The following is a 17,200-nucleotide window of genomic DNA, read 5'->3' as shown; positions in this document are numbered from 1 at the left end:
TCCTCTTTGCAATACTTTTAGCTTGCTGCCGATTTTAGAAGCAGAAGTAAACGTTTAGGTTTCTTGTTTTCCAAATTGACACGGACCATTAAGGTGACCAAGATAGGCTTAGCAGTGTGGCTAAGGGTGGCATGGCGTCCCGGACTGGATCTCGTCGATGTGAATAGATGGCAGCTGTCTAACAAATGTTATGTAGCTGAGGTAAGTATTGTTGGAACAATTTGAGATAGTTAAAAGATATTTTAAAAGACTCGAAGCTATATATGAGGGTGTTCAACTTTCGCCTGGCTATAATAGGGAGTGTTATGATGATGATGTCATGTCCTTCTTTATTCATTGTTATCATGTTCGAGACTGGCTTATTCATGATGAAAATTTCAATATTAGCTCAAGGGAAGTAGATGAATACATAGATACTCACAGGGCCTTAAGCGTATGTACTGATTTGGCTAATGGCTTAAAGCACTGTCGCCTAACTCGGCGTACTCGAACAGAAAATCAGCCACATGTCAGCGGTAGGGAACGGTTAACATCAAAGTTTGGTGACGAACTTAGTGTTATGAGTTGTAAATACCGTGTCATGAGTAGCAATGAAAATATTGATGCACTTGATTTAGCAAAAGAGTGCGTAAGATTGTGGGATGATTTTATAATTGAACTTGCGTAGTTACATAACAACCAAAAGTACCGGGCAAAGGATGAGCACTAAGCTACAAAAGGCATTGATTATTTTCATATCAATTCTTGTCGTACCGATGATCGTCGTGTCGGTCTTTGGGCTCGTCTACTTCTTTACCCCGGACTCAACTAATAGGGTTGAGGGGCTGGTACCTACGTACTATTTTGGTTTATTTACAGTTCCATTGTTCATAGCTTATTCGTACGTAGTTGCTAAGTTTCAAAGTAGCATTGGTAAAATCTTATTGTTGCTTACTCTGTCGCCTTTTTTGGCTATGTTAGTAATATTTTTAGTAGCAGTGTTTTTTGGATAAATGCACCCAATAACAAGTTTCTACGCCGTTGGACAGATTTCCTTTTTCACACATGCTGCTCGTGGATTGTTTTCTAGTTACAGAACCATAAGAAGTTTAATGTAAACCTGGGCCATCGAAGCTGTTCTAATTATAATCATGGCGATTTATATATTCTTGCCCGAGCAGTACACTCTGCTATCAGTTGTTTGGTTATTTTCAGCTCTTGTGTTTTCTATCTTATGGACGACCCTGAAAACAATTCAGAAAAAGTCTCCTTCCTATAGTTTCTGGGGGTTTCTGATTGGTAGAAATTTATTAATGGCGACTTTGATTTTGTATTGGTTTTTTGATCTTGAAGGCTCAAGAACAGGTGGTTCAACGAGTGCTCTTATCTTCGCAGTTATGCCATTCTGGGCGTTTATATTTGGTAGTATCGGTAATGTAATCGCGGCGAGGATGAAGAAACACAATCAAGCGTAAAAAGAAAGACGTCAAACATGGAAGTGTCCTATGCTATTCGTTTCAGCAATTGAAGGCTATTTATTAAAATTAGAAAAGTCTCATAATGCGTTTAGCATGCATGTTTGCTGACATGCCAGAAATGCATGAGTATGGGTAACGATTTGGGTCAGAGCATTTTCGGTACCTGAAAAAGAATGAAAAGGAAATTCTTATTGGTGGCGGCTCTTGAGATGGACCTGAAGGTCCTTATGGCAGTGGAATGTGGATTTTGGACGTTGACTCTATTGAGCGTGAAAGGCAATTGATAGAAAGCGACCCATACTTAGTGCCTGAGTTACGAACCCACACTTTGAAAGTCTGGGAATAGGCATTTAATGAACTCGTCGTTCTTTAAAAACTGGTTTTTTCTGCCCTAAAAATTTTAGAGCTGAACAGGGTAAAGAAACCCTTTTAGGACTCAGGCAGACCTAATATAACTTCTTCCTTTTCAGAAGCGTGTTAGAGGTCGAACTTCAGAATTATTGAAAACTCTATGAACCTCACACCTTTGCTTAATTCAGATCGACGTCATCGCCCAAAGCCGTCATAATGCGCGCAATTTCAAGACAGGCATTTTCTATGACAACTCCCCTCTCGTTTTCCGATCAGCAAAATCTGTTGCAACTCAGTGCCGATGAGCGCTATCAATATCTGCTGACGCAGGCGATCGAACAGCAACAGGTGTGGATTCTGGTCGGTGAGGAAGGCAGTGTACTGCTCACGAACGATGGTCAGGACTGCATTCCGGTTTGGCCACATGAAGAACTGGCGGAAAGCCACATTCAGGGTGACTGGGCCGATTGCCGCACCATGGCGATTCGTCTGGGCGTCTGGCAGGATCGCTGGACAGCCGGTCTGACCGACGACGGTATTCAGGTCGCCGGGTTTGTGAATGATCAGGAAGAGGGCGTCATCGTCAGTCCACAAGACTTCGATGACGATCTTCTCAGCGCCATGCAGGAAGACTGATCAGTCTTCCGGTAACGGGATGAAGTCATGCGCGCTGCGCATGGCCATCTCTTCGTAAGTATCCCAGCGCAGTTCCAGCGCATGCTTCGCCAACCCCAATAAGCGTTCGGCTTCTTCGGGCTGACTGCGCATGAGTTGCTGGTAGCGGCCCTCGTGTTGTCGATACTCTTTCAATGCGACGGACGGCCGCAGTGAATCCAGCTCGAATGGGTTGAGCCCTTGTTGCCGCAACAATGGGTTGTAACGCAGCAATGGCCAGTGACCCGACGCCGTCGCCAGTTTCTGCTGGCGTAACCCTTCGTTCATGCTGATGCCGTGCGCAATGCAGTGGCTATAGGCGAGGATTATTGAGGGTCCCGGATAACTTTCGGCTTCGCGGAAAGCCTGCAGCGTTTGTTGCGGGTTCGCGCCCAACGCGACCCGCGCTACATAGACGTTGCCATAGGCAATGGCCTGCAGGGCCAGGTCTTTTTTACCGACCGGTTTACCCCCGACAGAAAACTTCGCAGCGGCACCCAGTGGTGTGGCTTTGGACATCTGACCGCCAGTATTGGAATACACCTCGGTATCCATGACCAGAATGTTCACATCACGGCCGCTGGCGAGCACGTGGTCGAGCCCGCCATAGCCGATGTCATACGCCCAGCCATCGCCGCCGACAATCCATACACTGCGACGCACCAGGTGATCGGCAATGGACGCAAATTGTTTGGCGTCATTGCTGTCGAGGGTGTCGAGCATAGTTAATAACCTGTCGACGCGTGCGCGTTGGGCGCGCAATTGGCTCTCCGTTTGTTGCGGTGCGTTTTTAAGTTCGTCGATGAATGCCGGATCGAAATGATCGGAGTACGCCTCCAATTGTTTCAATGCTTGTTCCCGATGATGATCGGCGGTCAGTCGGAAGCCCAATCCGAACTCGGCGTTGTCCTCGAACAAAGAGTTTGACCACGCCGGTCCGCGACCTTCTGAGTTTTTCGCCCAGGGCGTGGTTGGCAAGTTGCCTCCGTAGATCGACGAACAACCCGTGGCATTGGCGACCAACATACGATCACCAAACAGCTGAGACGCCATCTTCAGGTAAGGCGTTTCACCGCAGCCCGCGCACGCACCCGAAAACTCAAACAACGGTTGCAGATACTGCACACCGCGAACGGTGGCAAAGTCGACTTCGCTTCGGTTCGGGTAGGGCAGGTGCTCAAAGAAACGCAGATTCGCCACCTCGTTCTCCACGACGTCGGCCAGCGGTGTCATGTTGATGGCGCGCCGACTTGAGTCGTCTTCGGCACGAACCGGGCAGGCCTCAACACAGAGCTCACAGCCAGTGCAGTCTTCGGCGTATACCTGTAATGTGTATTGGGTTTCCGGAAAGCCGCGCGCGGTCGTTGGTGTGGATCGGAAACCTGCTGGCGCGCCGTCGAGCAAGTCTTCGTGATAGAACTTCGAGCGAATGGCGGCATGTGGACACACCGCCACGCAGTTACCGCATTGAATGCAAATGTCCGGATCCCAGATCGGCACGTCCTGAGCAATCCGTCGTTTTTCGTACTGTGTGGTGCCGCTTGGGTAGGTGCCGTCGGCCGGTAACAGACTGACTGGAATGAGATCACCCCGGCCATGCACCATTTCCATAGTGACGTCTCGGACAAAGTCGGGGAGGGCGTCGTCTTGGGTTTTTGGTGCTGCTTCATTGGCCCGATCTTGCGGTTGCACACGATGCAAACCGGCCAGGGCCTGATCCACCGCGGCAAAGTTCTGATCGACCAGAGCCTGCCCTTTTTTACGGTAGGTTTTTTCAATGGCCGCTTTGATCAGTGCAATGGCGTCATCCTGCGGCAGAATGTCCGCCAGATAGAAAAAGCAGGTTTGCATGATGGTGTTGATGCGCCGGCCCATGTTGGTTGCGCGTGCGACTTCATAGGCGTCGACGGTATAGAGCGAGAGTTGTTTTTCCTGAACGGTTTCCTGAAAGCCGACGGGCAAATGCGACCACAGTTCTTCTGCCAAGTAGGGTGCGTTGAGCAACACGGTTGCACCGGGTTTGGCGTGCGCCAGAATGGCATCCTGTTCGACAAAGTTAAACTGATGAATGGCTACAAAACCGGCCTGATCAATCAGGTAGGGCGCGTCGATCGGGCAACGACCGTAGCGCAGATGCGAGACGGTTTGGGAACCAGACTTTTTCGAGTCGTAAACGAAGTAACCCTGGGCAAATAAATCGTCGCGCTGGTTAATGATCTTAATGCTGTTTTTGTTCGCGCCGACGGTACCGTCGGCACCAAGGCCGTAAAACAACGCGGTGTGAATGTCGGTGTCAGGCAATGTCAGCGGGACTAACGGTTCAAGATGCGACTGACTGACATCATCGATAATGCCCACGGTAAAATGGCGTTTGGGTTGTGGTTTGGTCAGTTCTGCAAACACGGTGGCGACCATCGACGGGTCGAACTCTTTGCTCGACAAACCGTAGCGCCCGCCGAGTACGACGGGCAGTGTACGTCTCTGTCCGGTTTGCACCGCTTCACTGAGCGCTGAGACCACATCCAGGTATAACGGCTCACCAAAGCTGCCGGGTTCTTTGGTGCGATCGAGCACAGCAATGTGCGTCACGCTGGCCGGCAGTGCATCGAGTAAAGCTTGGGTTGGGAAGGGCCGATACAGGCGGATGGCGATAACACCGACACGTTCACCTTGCTGGTTTAAGTGCTCCGCCACAGCACGGGCGGTTTGCACGGCAGAACCCATCAACACGACCACTCGGTCGGCATCCGGGGCACCAAAATAATCCACCAGCTGATATTGCCGACCGGTGAGTTCTGCCAGTTGATTCATGGACTGCTGCACAATAGGGCCTGTGTTTTGGTAATAGGGCGTCACGCTTTCCCGGCCCTGAAAATACACATCCGGGTTTTGCGCGGTACCGCGAATGATCGGGTTTTCCGGTGTCAGTGAACGGCGTCGATGCTCGCGCACCCACTCGTCAGAAATCATCGCGCGCACGGTAGCATCGCTGATGGTTTCAATTTTGTTGACCTCGTGCGATGTGCGGAACCCATCGAAGAAATGCACAAACGGAATGCGTGACTGTAAGGTCGCGGCATGGGCAACCAACGCCATATCGTGTGCTTCCTGCACGGAGGCCGACGCCAGCAAGGCAAAGCCGGTATTGCGCACCGCCATCACATCCTGATGGTCGCCGAAAATCGACAACGCCTGCGCGGCTAACGACCGTGCTGCGACATGGAAAACGGTCGGCGTCAGCTCGCCGGCTATTTTGTGCATGTTCGGGATCATCAACATCAACCCCTGCGAGGCCGTAAAGGTCGTCGACAACGATCCGGATTGCAGCGCGCCATGCAGCGCACCGGCGGCGCCACCTTCACTTTGCATTTCCATGATGCACGGGGCATCGCCCCACAGATTGAGTCGCCCTTCGTTTTTCCACTGGTCGGCCAGTTCGGCCATAGTAGACGACGGCGTTATCGGATAAATCGCACAGACCTCGGACAGGCGGAAGGCGATATCGGCGGCGGCTTCGTTACCGTCCATCACTTTCATCAGACGTGAATCAGTCATGCGTGGTCCTCCTGTTCGAGTTCCGTTACCGGAAACAGGGAAATGGCGTGTGTGGGGCACTGCAAAACGCAGGCGCCGCAACCAGTGCAGCGGTCGTAATCGATGCGGTAACCCAAGCCGGTGCCGAGGATGGTAATGGCCTGTTCCGGGCAGGCACCGAAGCAGCCGTCGCATTCGAAACAGGTGCCGCAGGAGTAACAACGACTGGCTTCAAAATGCGCCTGCTCGTCGTTAAGACCCTGAACAATTTCATCAAAGCTGTCGAGACGTTCAGCCGGTGGCTTTTCTTTTTGTGTTTGTGTGTCGGCCTGAGTGTGATACCACAGGTGCAGATCGGTGTAGTGAATGCCCGGAGGGTTGGCGGGCGGTTGCCATTGTGTGCCGCTGAGCCACGCATCAATGTGACGGGCTGCCTTGCGGCCGTGGCCGGTGGCAAAGGTCACCGAGCGTGTGCCGGGGGTGAGGTCGCCACCAGCAAAGATGCCCCCGCAGGCGGTCATGAAGTTGTCACCGACGACGACTGCGCCGTCGTCTATTTGCACGCAATCGATTTGTCGGAACAGGTCGGCCTCAATCTGCTGTCCCAGTGCGAGGATGACGGCATCCGCATCGAGCGTTTCAAACTCGCCGGTTGGCTGCGGTCGTCCTTGATCATCCAACGTCATTTTTTCGATTTTTATCTGGTGCTCGTCGACGTTGGCAATCGTGCTCAGCCAGTTAATGGTGATGCCTTCGTCGATAGCTTCCTGTGCTTCAAAGTCGTGTGCGGGCATGTGCGCACGATCGCGTCGATAGATCACCATGGTTTCATCGGCACCTAAACGCCGAGCCGTACGTGCCGCGTCCATCGCGGTGTTGCCACCACCATAAACGGCCACTTTGCGTCCGAGCAGTGGCGGTGCTCCGGCTTCCACGTCACGCAGATAACTGACAGCATCGAGCACCTTGGCGGCATCGCGCGCCGGGATGTCGACCTGACTGGCTAACGGCGCGCCCACAGCGACAAAGACGGCATCGTATTGACCGTCTGACTTTTCTTTTTGCAGATTTTCAACGCGCCGATTGCAGTGGAATGTTATGCCCAGCTGTTCAATGCGCTGAATTTCCGCATCCAATACATCGCGTGGCAGCCGATAGGCAGGAATGCCATAACGCATCATGCCACCGGGTTTGTCCTGCGCTTCAAACACATCGACGGCATGGCCGGCTCGACGTAAATGATAGGCCGCCGACAAACCGGCCGGTCCGGAACCGATCACCAGTACGCGTTTTCCGCTATCGCGTGTTGGCGGCTCGAACTGCCAACCTTCGGCAATGGCTTTATCGCCCAGAAACCGCTCGGTCGCGTGGATTTTCACGGGTGCATCTACCTCGCCGCGGTTACAGCCACCCTCACAAGGGTGATAACAAACCCGCCCGTGAATCGCTGGCATCGGATTAATCTCTGTCAGTTTACGCCAGGCAGCTTCATCGTCACCCGCCTGAACCAAGGCCAGCCAGCCCTGTATGTTTTCGCCGGCCGGACAGGCCTGGTTGCAGGGCGGGAGAAGGTTTTGATAGCGTGGCCGGTAGCGGGTGACCGGACCGGTTCCTGGCATGTGTTCTTGCTGCGGTGGGCGGGTAAGGTCGGACAGTTTCATGGCGCACCTGTGCGTGTTGCTCAGCGATCAATCAATATTAGAACCTCCTTAAGTTTCTGTCGTGGTCATCGGTTGAGGTGAGTCAAACGAGGACCGGATCGGTTAGTCTGTTTTAATCTAATGAAAACATTTATTAGCAGTCACTAAAATAAGGGGTTTCTCCATGACGATCACCTATCGCAAAGCCACTAATGCAGACCTCCCGGCTTTGGCAGAGCTGCGCTGGCGGCAATGGCGAGAAGACGGAAAGGTAGAAGAAGACGGAAAGGTAGAACCAGAAGCCGACTTTGCGGTGTTTTCATCAACGTTTGCCGATTGGTGCCACCACCAATGGGCAACGAATGGGATGAGCGCATGGTTGGCCATACAGGACAGCGTTGTCGTCGGGACACTCTATGTGCAGTGGGTTTCTAAGGTGCCAAAACCCAGCAAAGCTGTAGACCGATTTGGATACGTGTCTGGATTTTTTGTGACGGCAGAGAATCGAAGCCGGGGCATCGGCACCGGTCTGCTCGAAAAGGCTCAAGCCGACGCTGTGATGGCGGACGACGAGTTTCTACTGGCTTGGCCGAGTGATGGTAGCCGACCGCTTTGGCATCGGGCCGGTTATCTCGACAACGAATCGGTCAGTCAGGAGCTACGGCCCTACGTTAATTAACGTCGGTTAATCTCATATGGATATTGATTTTAAACGAGCTATAAACACTGAACTCATGCTGTCGCCGCGTCGTATCAGTGGTGTGCATTCACCATTTCGAGATGAACCGCAGGAGCGCATGTGAACAGAATAAACCCAGCTAAGTTACCCAATAGTAAATGGACGGCTGTCGAGCCAATGAATCGGGAAAAGCATTTTAGAGTGTCAGAGGTCGAGTACGATGAAGACGGCTCTGTCCTTTCTTGTCGGCTGGAAGCGGTACTGTCAAAAAATGAATACCCGATTGATTGGCAGCAACTGAAAGAGGACGGAAAGTGGCGTCAGGGCTGGAAGTGACGTTGTTTTAAGGCGTTAGACTGGCTCGTCGATTCAGACCATTATGTGTTGAACAAAAAACAGCCAATTACCTCGACTTTCCCTCATCAACTCCGTATAGTGCCCGCCCTTTGCCAAACCCCTTCTAACCATCGACTTTCCGGGACCGTTTCATTGATTTCTACTGCTAATATCACCATGCAGTTCGGCGCAAAGCCACTGTTCGAGAACATTTCAGCTAAATTCGGCAACGGCAATCGGTACGGACTGATCGGTGCAAACGGCTGTGGGAAATCGACGTTTATGAAGATTCTCACCGGTGAGCTGACACCGACGTCGGGTAATGTCTCAATAACGCCCGGCGAAAAGCTCGGTATTCTGAGCCAGGATCAATTCGCGTTTGAACAGTACAGCGTTGTCGATGCGGTGATCATGGGTGACCCTGAGCTTTGGGCGGTCAAACAGGCTCGTGAGGCGATCTACAACAAAGCCGAGATGACTGAAGAAGACGGTTTACAGGTTGCCGAGCTGGAAATCCAGTTCGCCGAGATGGACGGCTACACCGCTGAAAGCCGTGCGGGCGAACTGTTGCTGCAGGCCGGCATCGCCGAAGAGTTCCATTTTGGTTTGATGTCGTCGCTGGCGCCCGGCTGGAAGTTGCGCGTGCTGTTGGCGCAATCGCTGTTTTCCGACCCGGATATCCTGTTGCTCGACGAACCAACCAACAACCTCGATATTCACAGCATCACCTGGCTGGAAGAGGTGCTCAACGAGCGTAAGTGCACGATGATTATTATTTCGCACGACCGTCATTTTCTGAATGCTGTCTGTACGCACATGGCCGATATCGATTACGGCGAGCTGCGCATTTACCCGGGCAACTACGAAGACTTTGTCGCGGCGTCGACGCTGATTCAGGAACAGCTGCAAACCAGTAACGCTAAAAAAACGGCTGAAATGGAAGAGCTGCAGGGTTTTGTGAATCGCTTCTCAGCCAATGCCTCTAAGGCGAAGCAAGCCAGCTCACGGGCAAAAAGGCTGGAAAAGATTGAGCTGGATGAGATCAAACCATCGAGCCGCCGCTCACCCTACATCTATTTAAAGCAGGATAAAAAACTGCACCGTCAGGCGCTGGAGCTGGAAGATTTCGGCCATGGCTTCGATGGTGAGACGCTGTTTAAAGATGGCAATATGATTCTGGAAGCCGGCGCGCGTCTTGCGGTGATTGGCGAAAACGGTGTCGGAAAAACTACGTTTCTGCGTTGCCTGATCGATGATCTTCAGGCCAACGAAGGTGTGATTAAGTGGTCCGAAAACGCCACCTTTGGTTATTGCCCACAGGACAGCAGTGCTGACTTTGCCGGTGACCTGACTTTGTTCGAGTGGATGTCACAGTGGCGCACACCGAAGCATGACGACCTGAAAGTACGGGGTATGCTAGGCCGCCTTCTGTTTACTGAAAAAGACTTCAATAAAAAGGTAAGTGTCTGTTCCGGTGGTGAGAAAAACCGCCTGCTGTTTGGTAAGTTAATGATGAGCGATATTAACGTGCTGATCATGGATGAACCGACCAACCACATGGACATGGAAGCGATTGAGGCATTGAACAAAGCGCTGATGGGCTGGGATGGGACGTTGATTTTTGTCAGTCATGACCGCGAGTTCGTTGCGTCACTGGCGACCCGCATTGTGGAAATCAAAGACCAGCAGGTGATCGACTTTCAGGGGACTTACGATGAGTATCTGGAGAGTGAGCGTAAGGTCACTAAAGTCGCGTAACATTTAGAACAACAGATTCATAAGGGGCAGAATCAACGTGGTTGATTTTGCTTTTTTGCGCGGTTTGCACTAATCGACTCATAAGCTGCATGGTCTCGCGAGTACGACCCTGTCACGGAGGCATCCATGGTGGTTGGAGTGATCGGGTTCGCAGACCATCGGTCACTGTGCTTCGGTAATTTTTTAACGTTACGGGCTGGAACTGATACGCGCGTTTCTGATAAGCCAGTCGCTTTCCACCCAATCAAAGATTCGATCTGCGCGCACTGGTAAGGTCGGGGTAGTGTTACAGGCTCCAGAGCCGATGCCTAAGACCCTGAAAGGAAGTTCGCATGACCTTATCCGTCACCTGGGAGCCTGATGCCGTTGTTTTAGATGGTCAGCGATATCGTTGTGCCGCTGAACTGGGGCGGGGGAAATCGGCGGTGTCCTATCGCTATACCTATGCTGACCATTCCGTTACCGTTAAACATTTCATGGACACGCCGGACAGTCATGTGCCGCTGGAGCGGGCGGTCGCGTTTGAAGTCACCAGCTACGAGCGCATGTTCGCAGCCGGCGTCCATGTACCACGGTTGCTTGCGGTGAACGAGGAACAGCGCTTGTTAGTCAAGGAGTACATTGCTGGTAAACCGCTGATCGAGCGGGTGTTGTCATCAACGATGACCGATGCATTGTTCGAGAAGGTTTTTCGATATCACTTTCAACTGAAGCAGGCCGGGTTTCATGTCGACTACTTTCCAACGAATTTCCTGCTGATGGATGACGGCACGTTGAGTTGTGTGGATTACGAAGCACACCCCTATAACGCCGACTGGGACTTTCCGAACTGGGGTCTTTTTTACTGGTTGAACGCGGCGGGTATGCAACGCTTTTTGCAAAGCCGTAACCAGGCGGCAATCAACCAACCGGGTACGTATCGGCCATACGAAGCGCCCTTCCTCGACGACGCCAATCGCTTACGGACGTTGTTTGCAGAATACTGTTGAGCGCGAACTCTGTTATGGCAGAACGGATACTTCGTAGGGGTATTGGCCGTTGTAATTGCCACCCGGGCCGTAGTTACAAACACCAAAAGCGGCATTCGTGTATCCCGGAAGAATGCCAGGGCAGGACGCAATGCCACAACCGATTTCAATGGTGTTTGCCCAGATCATTTGCGTGAAATGTCCGGCGTCACTGTCAGTGCCATGTTGGTAAGTTTTGTAATGCCATAAATCGTACTCACTCCACCAGGCTTCGGTCTGTGCTTCGGCATAGGTTTCGAGTGTGGCCAATGTACCGGTCGTGCCATTCACGGCAATGTTTTCACCGATGTAGATATTTTCTCCGCCGGCAGCTACGTATTCATCCTCGCGGTTCGGATTGTGTTCGTAAACGCAGGCGTCGGCGTGTGCTTGTGCCACCTGCGCTAATTGAGCATTCCAGGTCAAAGTCGGTAAGGGTGTGGCTGGGATGGGATAAGTCCCATATGTGCCGTCGTCGACAACCGTCCCGGCGTTGAGTTCGGCGCGGAAGTTGTTATGGGTGTCTAGCCATGTTTGGCAAATTTCACCGGTTTCGCAAGCCTCTGTGTTGTTGTCCGGATCATTAGAATCAGGTGATTCGGTGAAGCAGGCCGAGAGCAGACAGGCTCCAACCACCGTAGGAATAGAGGATCGCATGAGGATGTACGCCTGTGTGTTCTGATCGGAACCTGATAATGGCCCGAAACAGGCGGATGGTAATGCGTTTTACTCTCAATTTAAGACTTAGATCACACAGTTAATCGGAAAGACAGGACGCTTTTATTTGCGAGCGGAGTCCCGGTATGATTCGTTCTCTTTTTGGTTAGGTTTACCTTGCTATGTCTGAATTATCCGCGGAGTTCCAACGCCAGTTGAGTTGGGTGCAACGGCAGTTACCCAGAACCCAAAAAGTTCTTAAGTCTTTGACGGTTCCTGACGGTGCGAAAGTCGCCATTTGCACCCATCTGGACATCAAGATGATTCCGGTGTTTGAACAGCTGTTGGAACAGGGTGCACAGATGTTTATCACCACCTGTGACCCGAATACAGTTCGGGACGAAGTCGTACTGTATTTAAAGAGCAAAGGCGCGGAAGCCTGCGCCTGGCAAGGTATGTCGGAGTCGGATTGGTTAGACAGTCTGCAGAAAGCCGTGGACTGGCAGCCTGAGTTCATCTGCGAGTTTGGCGGTGAGCTGATTGAACGGGTGGCGAAGCAATCGGTTTCCGGTTTTAAAGGTGCGCTTGAAGGCACCGGTTCCGGCGTGGCGCGACTTAAAAACTGTGACTTGCCGTTCCCGGTCCTCAACTGGGACGACCTCGATGCCAAAGAAGGCCTGCACAATCGACACATGGTCGGGTTAACGGCCTGGCAGGCGTTTTGTCAGCGTACTTACCTGACTCTGCATGAAAAACAGATCACGTTATTGGGCTACGGCTTGGTTGGACAAGGTGTCGCTGCGGCTGCCAAAGCCTATGGCGGGCATGTGACCGTTGTCGAACACGATCCGGCCAGAGCATTGATGGCCCGCTACGACGGTTGGGCAACGGGTGAACTGAACGATTTATTAGCGCAAACCGATGTGTTGGTGACCGCGACGGGCGCTAAAGGCATTGTCGGCTTACCGGAGCTGAGTGCCTTAAAAGACGGCGCCTTCGTGATGAACGTCGGTCATGGGACCGGGGAGATTCGAGTACACGAACTGGACTCACTCTCTGCAACGGAGGTTCTACCCCATGTTTTTGAGTACAACCTGAACCAACGGAGTATCTATCTGTTAGCCAATGGCGCAATGTTTAATCTGACCGCTGGCTTTGGTGACAGCTTGAATGCGTTTGATGTCACTTTGGCCATTATGGCCGGAGGTATTCATTATCTGTTTACTCATGTGGACACCTTGTCGTCAGGGTTGCAGATGCTACCGGATGAGGCCTGGAAGCCGGGCCTCGTCGATGTTCGTTAATAAAACGAGGAAGGTGCAGTGTTGATGCCGCAGGTACTAATTACCGGTGCCGCTCGGGGACTCGGTCGGGCCTTGTCCATTGAGGCTCATCGGCGCGGTTGCGGACTGTGGTTGACGGTGCGCTCGGAGACCGACAAAGCGGCATTGCTGACAGAACTGCCCGGGGCGAACGTCCTGATTGCCGATCTGACCGAAATGGATGTCAGCGACCGGATGGCTAAGTGGCTTTCTGAGGTTGCTATTGATGTCCTGATTTGCAACGCCGGCACCGGAAGTAAAGGCCCGACGGTCGATACCGCTACCGCTGAGCAGATAGAGCGGGTCTTGCAAACCAACTGCCTGGGTACCTTTGCCACGGTGAAAGGCGCTTTGCCGGCGTTACGGCGATCAACTCAGGCCAGTATCGTCACCATCAGTTCGCGTCGTGGATCGATGGCCATGCAGGCCGAAGGCGCTGCAAAGGGTAGCGGGTGCTCCTATTCGTATCGCATCAGCAAGGCGGCGTTAAACATGTTAACGCTGTGTTTAGCCGACGATTTAGAAGAGGAAGGCATCACCGTTGCGGCCATCCATCCCGGTCGACTGTTGACCAAGATGGCGTCCTCGGATGCCAGCATGACACCCGAGACTGCCGCGGAACGGATTTGGCATCAGATTCAAACGGGGCAACTGGTGCATCGTTCGTTGTGGAGTACTGAAAAAGGTTTGTTGCCGTGGTAGCTGAATCCGTATTTGCGCAGCTTGGATAAGGTCAGGGCCGTCAACAAACAACGAACGGCCCTTGGACATGGTCAGAACATCAATGGGCCGTAGGCTTCATCCATAAGCATAAACAACGGTTGGTAATCCGTCTGTTCAATGGACCCCATTTCCGTACGATACTTAATGCTGATCTGGATTTGATCGGGCTCTGGTAAGTTGGTGTCTTCAATCACATCAAAGCCGATGGCGTTGGCAAATGGCGTTGCATTATAGTTCTGGAAAGCCAGTGTTTTGTTTTCATGTCCCATCCAGGTGGCGTCCGCCTTAAAGCCGAAAGCTGATCCCCATTCTTGCTGAATGTCGCCCGGACGTTGGTTCAGGGAGAGCACAAGTTCTTTGCCCATGAACTCAGTCTCAAACGTATCGACAATGGTTGTCGGAGTCGTATCCAGGGCGAACCCCTGTATGCTTGCCAGCGGTACAACCATATCGCCCATGTTTGGCCCGATGTAGGATTCACCCGAAGCAAAGCCGACTTCAAACTTCACGTCATACTCAGTATCGGACATGTGACTTAAACAAACCTGGACGACGATTTCCTGAAATGCCCAGGTATCTAAGCTTTTGCCTTCGAAATAACCTGGCAAACCCGAATACGGAGAATGGCAGATTGCATTTGGTTCATCTTTAAAGGTCAGGCGGTCAATGGCAAGTGCCGGCAGTGTGTCAAATTCTAACACCAGATCTGTAAGCTTAAGAGAAGGGCTGTCCATTGACTCAGATAGTGTAAAACTGCCATGGGTCACTTCATTAAACTGAAGGAAAGGGGCTGTTCCCATGTTATGGACAGTGGCGTGATCCAGCTCTAAGTTGGTCACCCGGTCGTTGGCAAAGGTGAAGCCGCTCAGGGCCAGTGCGCCGGTACAAAGTGCGAGGTTTAGTCGACAGTTCATAGTTTTCCTTATTGGCAGTTGTTTGACGATAAACGCAGTCACCTTAAGGGATTCCGTCATTTAATAACCAATGTTTGGTCACAAAAATTTTTAAGACACCGGTTTTTCTCTGTGAGTTTTCAGCGACTGTGGACCGAGCCAGGCTCTGAGTGTCATCTCACGTTCAACAAACTGACATACCTCTGTCACACTTCCCTCTAAGAATGTCGCTCTCATAATAATGACCCATCCATGGAGAGAGCACTGATGGAAAACGATCAGCACAAGCCTGTAGAGTTTCACAACCTTCTGAACCCGGCGATGTCCCGTCGTCAAATCATTAAAACCGGTGGCACCGTCAGTGCTGCGGGCTTTTTAGCCGGCACGTCTGCCTTGTCTCAAGCAGTCAGCCAGGCAACTACGCTGATGAGTTTTCCAGCAGTACCTACCAGCACCGCGGATACAGTCGTATTGCCGGAAGGCTATGAATACGATGTGCTGGTTTCCTGGGGTGACCCGATCCTGAAGGGTGCGTCGAAGTTTGATGTTGAAAACAGCGCCGAAGATCAGCTCGGTCAATACGGTGACAATACTGATGGCATGAGCCTGTTTCACCTGACCGACAAAGACGGCGGCGTGGATGAAGATCGTGCAATTCTGGCCGCGAACAGTGAGTACATTAATAAAAAGTTCATGCACACTCACGGTGGCGAGAACCTGACTGCCGACGACGTTCGCAAAGAAATTGCGGCACACGGTGTGAATGTGTTCGAGGTTAAACGTAATTGGTTTAACAAATGGAAAGTGGTGAAGAACTCTGACCTCAACCGTCGCCTGCACGGTAATGCGGATGAGTTTGTGTTGACGGGACCGGTCGCGGGTCATCCTTTGGTTCAAACTGATATGGATCGTACGGGCACTAAGGTGATCGGCACGCTGAACAACTGCGGCAACGGTCAAACCCCTTGGGGCACTTACCTGACTTGTGAAGAAAACTTCAATGGCTACTTTGGTGCGCCGGCCGGCACTGCTTTTTCTGATGAACAGAAAGCTTATGGCTTGAGCGAGACCGGTTTCGATTACAACTGGTGGCCAACCGAAGAACGGTTCAATCTGGCAAAGCACCCGAACGAAGCCAACCGTTTTGGTTGGATTGTTGAGATTGATCCGTACAACCCCTCATCAAAAGCCATGAAGCGTACGGCCATGGGTCGGTTCAAGCACGAGAACGCGGCATTGACGCTGTCGAAAGATGGTCACGCTGTGGCTTATATGGGCGATGACGAGCGCGGTGAGTTCATCTATAAATTTATATCACGCGATACCTACCGTGAAGGCGATCGTGCGCATAACATGACGCTGTTGGAAAACGGTACCCTGTACGCGGCTAAGTTCAATGACAATGGCAGCGGCGAATGGGTTGAGCTGACCTATGGCAAAAACGGGCTGACTCAGGCCAACGGTTTTGACAGTCAGGAATACATTCTGGTCTACGCACGTTTGGCCGCTCGCTTTGTTGGGGCTACTACCATGGATCGTCCGGAGTGGGTCGCTTGTCATCCGTCTTCACCGATGGTCTTCTGCACCCTAACCAATAACAAGTACCGTGGCGTACGCGACAATCAGCCACTCAATGCGGCGAACCCGCGTGAGGAAAACCCATTCGGGCACATCATCCGTTGGGTTCCGGAGAACCGAGATCACAAAGCCAGCCGTTTCGGTTGGGATCTGTTTGCCATGGCTGGTAACCCGGAAACGCAATCGGGTGCGATGGCCGGCAGTGACAACGTTTCAGCTGACAACATGTTTAACAGTCCCGATGGCCTGATGTTCGATAACGATGGTCGCCTGTGGATTCAGACCGATGGTAATTACTCAAACGAAGGCATTTTTGCCGGACAGGGCAATAACCAGATGCTGGTCGCCGATCCGGTTAGCGGGCACATCCGCCGGTTTATGGTCGGACCGAACGGTTGTGAAATCACCGGTATCACCTTCAGTAACGATCAGCGCACGGTGTTTGTTGGCATTCAGCATCCGTCTAATGCCTGGCCAAACGCTGAAAAAGATGGCGTTCCACGTTCTTCCGTAATCGCCATTCGTCGAGAAGACGGTGGTATCGTCGGCGCTTAGTTCAGCGTTCGAAAAACTGCTTATAGAGCCCGCTAATGCGGGCTTTTTTACGCGCG

Annotated in this window: 13 protein-coding genes; 9 read left to right on the top strand and 4 right to left on the bottom strand. The window is 52.0% G+C overall.

What is annotated here, in order from left to right; translation table 11 throughout:
- Positions 1–211: 211 nt before the first annotated feature.
- Positions 212–667, top strand: coding sequence for a hypothetical protein (locus MED297_RS22440; RefSeq protein ID WP_154650910.1), 456 nt, complete (start codon positions 212–214; stop codon positions 665–667).
- A 1,387-nt stretch (positions 668–2,054) separates the two neighbouring features.
- Positions 2,055–2,444, top strand: coding sequence for a DUF2750 domain-containing protein (locus MED297_RS11460; protein ID WP_008045067.1), 390 nt, complete (start codon positions 2,055–2,057; stop codon positions 2,442–2,444).
- Here the strand turns inward: MED297_RS11460 and nifJ are convergent, their stop codons facing one another.
- Positions 2,445–6,017: a pyruvate:ferredoxin (flavodoxin) oxidoreductase gene (gene nifJ, locus MED297_RS11455; protein ID WP_008045066.1), complete on the bottom strand. Its 3,573-nt coding sequence runs from the start codon at positions 6,015–6,017 to the stop codon at positions 2,445–2,447.
- A complete protein-coding gene (locus tag MED297_RS11450; protein ID WP_008045064.1) occupies positions 6,014–7,657 on the bottom strand; it encodes an NAD(P)-binding protein in 1,644 nt (547 codons plus the stop codon). Before MED297_RS11450 ends, nifJ begins: the two co-directional genes overlap by 4 nt.
- A 163-nt stretch (positions 7,658–7,820) precedes the next feature.
- Here MED297_RS11450 and MED297_RS21315 point away from each other — a divergent pair, with 163 nt between their 5' ends.
- The 4 genes from MED297_RS21315 (at position 7,821) to MED297_RS11430 (ending at position 11,398) form a co-directional block, all read left to right on the top strand.
- Positions 7,821–8,315 (top strand): GNAT family N-acetyltransferase, encoded by a 495-nt coding sequence (locus MED297_RS21315; RefSeq protein WP_008045062.1) that lies wholly within the window; start codon positions 7,821–7,823, stop codon positions 8,313–8,315.
- A gap of 120 nt (positions 8,316–8,435) precedes the next feature.
- Positions 8,436–8,651 carry a TIGR02450 family Trp-rich protein gene (locus tag MED297_RS11440; protein ID WP_040557034.1) on the top strand — a complete coding sequence of 72 codons (216 nt, stop codon included), beginning with the start codon at positions 8,436–8,438 and terminating at the stop codon, positions 8,649–8,651.
- A gap of 153 nt (positions 8,652–8,804) precedes the next feature.
- A complete protein-coding gene (locus MED297_RS11435) occupies positions 8,805–10,409 on the top strand; it encodes an ABC-F family ATPase (RefSeq protein ID WP_040557031.1) in 1,605 nt (534 codons plus the stop codon).
- Positions 10,410–10,741: 332 nt separating this feature from the next.
- Complete coding sequence (locus MED297_RS11430; protein WP_008045057.1) at positions 10,742–11,398, top strand: BUD32 family EKC/KEOPS complex subunit; 657 nt, start codon at positions 10,742–10,744, stop codon at positions 11,396–11,398.
- A 12-nt stretch (positions 11,399–11,410) separates the two neighbouring features.
- On the opposite strand, the gene MED297_RS11425 is transcribed toward MED297_RS11430, so the two are convergent.
- Positions 11,411–12,073, bottom strand: coding sequence for a CAP domain-containing protein (locus MED297_RS11425; protein WP_008045055.1), 663 nt, complete (start codon positions 12,071–12,073; stop codon positions 11,411–11,413).
- Between the two features lie 182 nt (positions 12,074–12,255).
- On the opposite strand from MED297_RS11425, the gene MED297_RS11420 reads away from it, so the two are divergent.
- A complete protein-coding gene (locus MED297_RS11420; RefSeq protein WP_008045053.1) occupies positions 12,256–13,377 on the top strand; it encodes an adenosylhomocysteinase in 1,122 nt (373 codons plus the stop codon).
- Positions 13,378–13,401: 24 nt separating this feature from the next.
- Positions 13,402–14,097, top strand: coding sequence for an SDR family oxidoreductase (locus MED297_RS11415; protein WP_008045052.1), 696 nt, complete (start codon positions 13,402–13,404; stop codon positions 14,095–14,097).
- Between the two features lie 71 nt (positions 14,098–14,168).
- Here the strand turns inward: MED297_RS11415 and MED297_RS11410 are convergent, their stop codons facing one another.
- Positions 14,169–15,032, bottom strand: a complete 864-nt coding sequence (locus MED297_RS11410; RefSeq protein WP_008045050.1) for a hypothetical protein — start codon at positions 15,030–15,032, stop codon at positions 14,169–14,171.
- A gap of 231 nt (positions 15,033–15,263) precedes the next feature.
- Here MED297_RS11410 and MED297_RS11405 point away from each other — a divergent pair, with 231 nt between their 5' ends.
- On the top strand, positions 15,264–17,144 hold the full coding sequence (locus MED297_RS11405) for a PhoX family protein (RefSeq protein ID WP_154650908.1): 1,881 nt from the start codon (positions 15,264–15,266) through the stop codon (positions 17,142–17,144).
- The last annotated feature ends 56 nt before the right edge of the window (positions 17,145–17,200 follow it).

The sequence above is a fragment of the Reinekea blandensis MED297 genome (assembly GCF_000153185.1).
Taxonomy (GTDB): Bacteria; Pseudomonadota; Gammaproteobacteria; order Pseudomonadales; family Natronospirillaceae; genus Reinekea; species Reinekea blandensis.
This window is presented reverse-complemented; position numbering and strand designations above follow the sequence as displayed.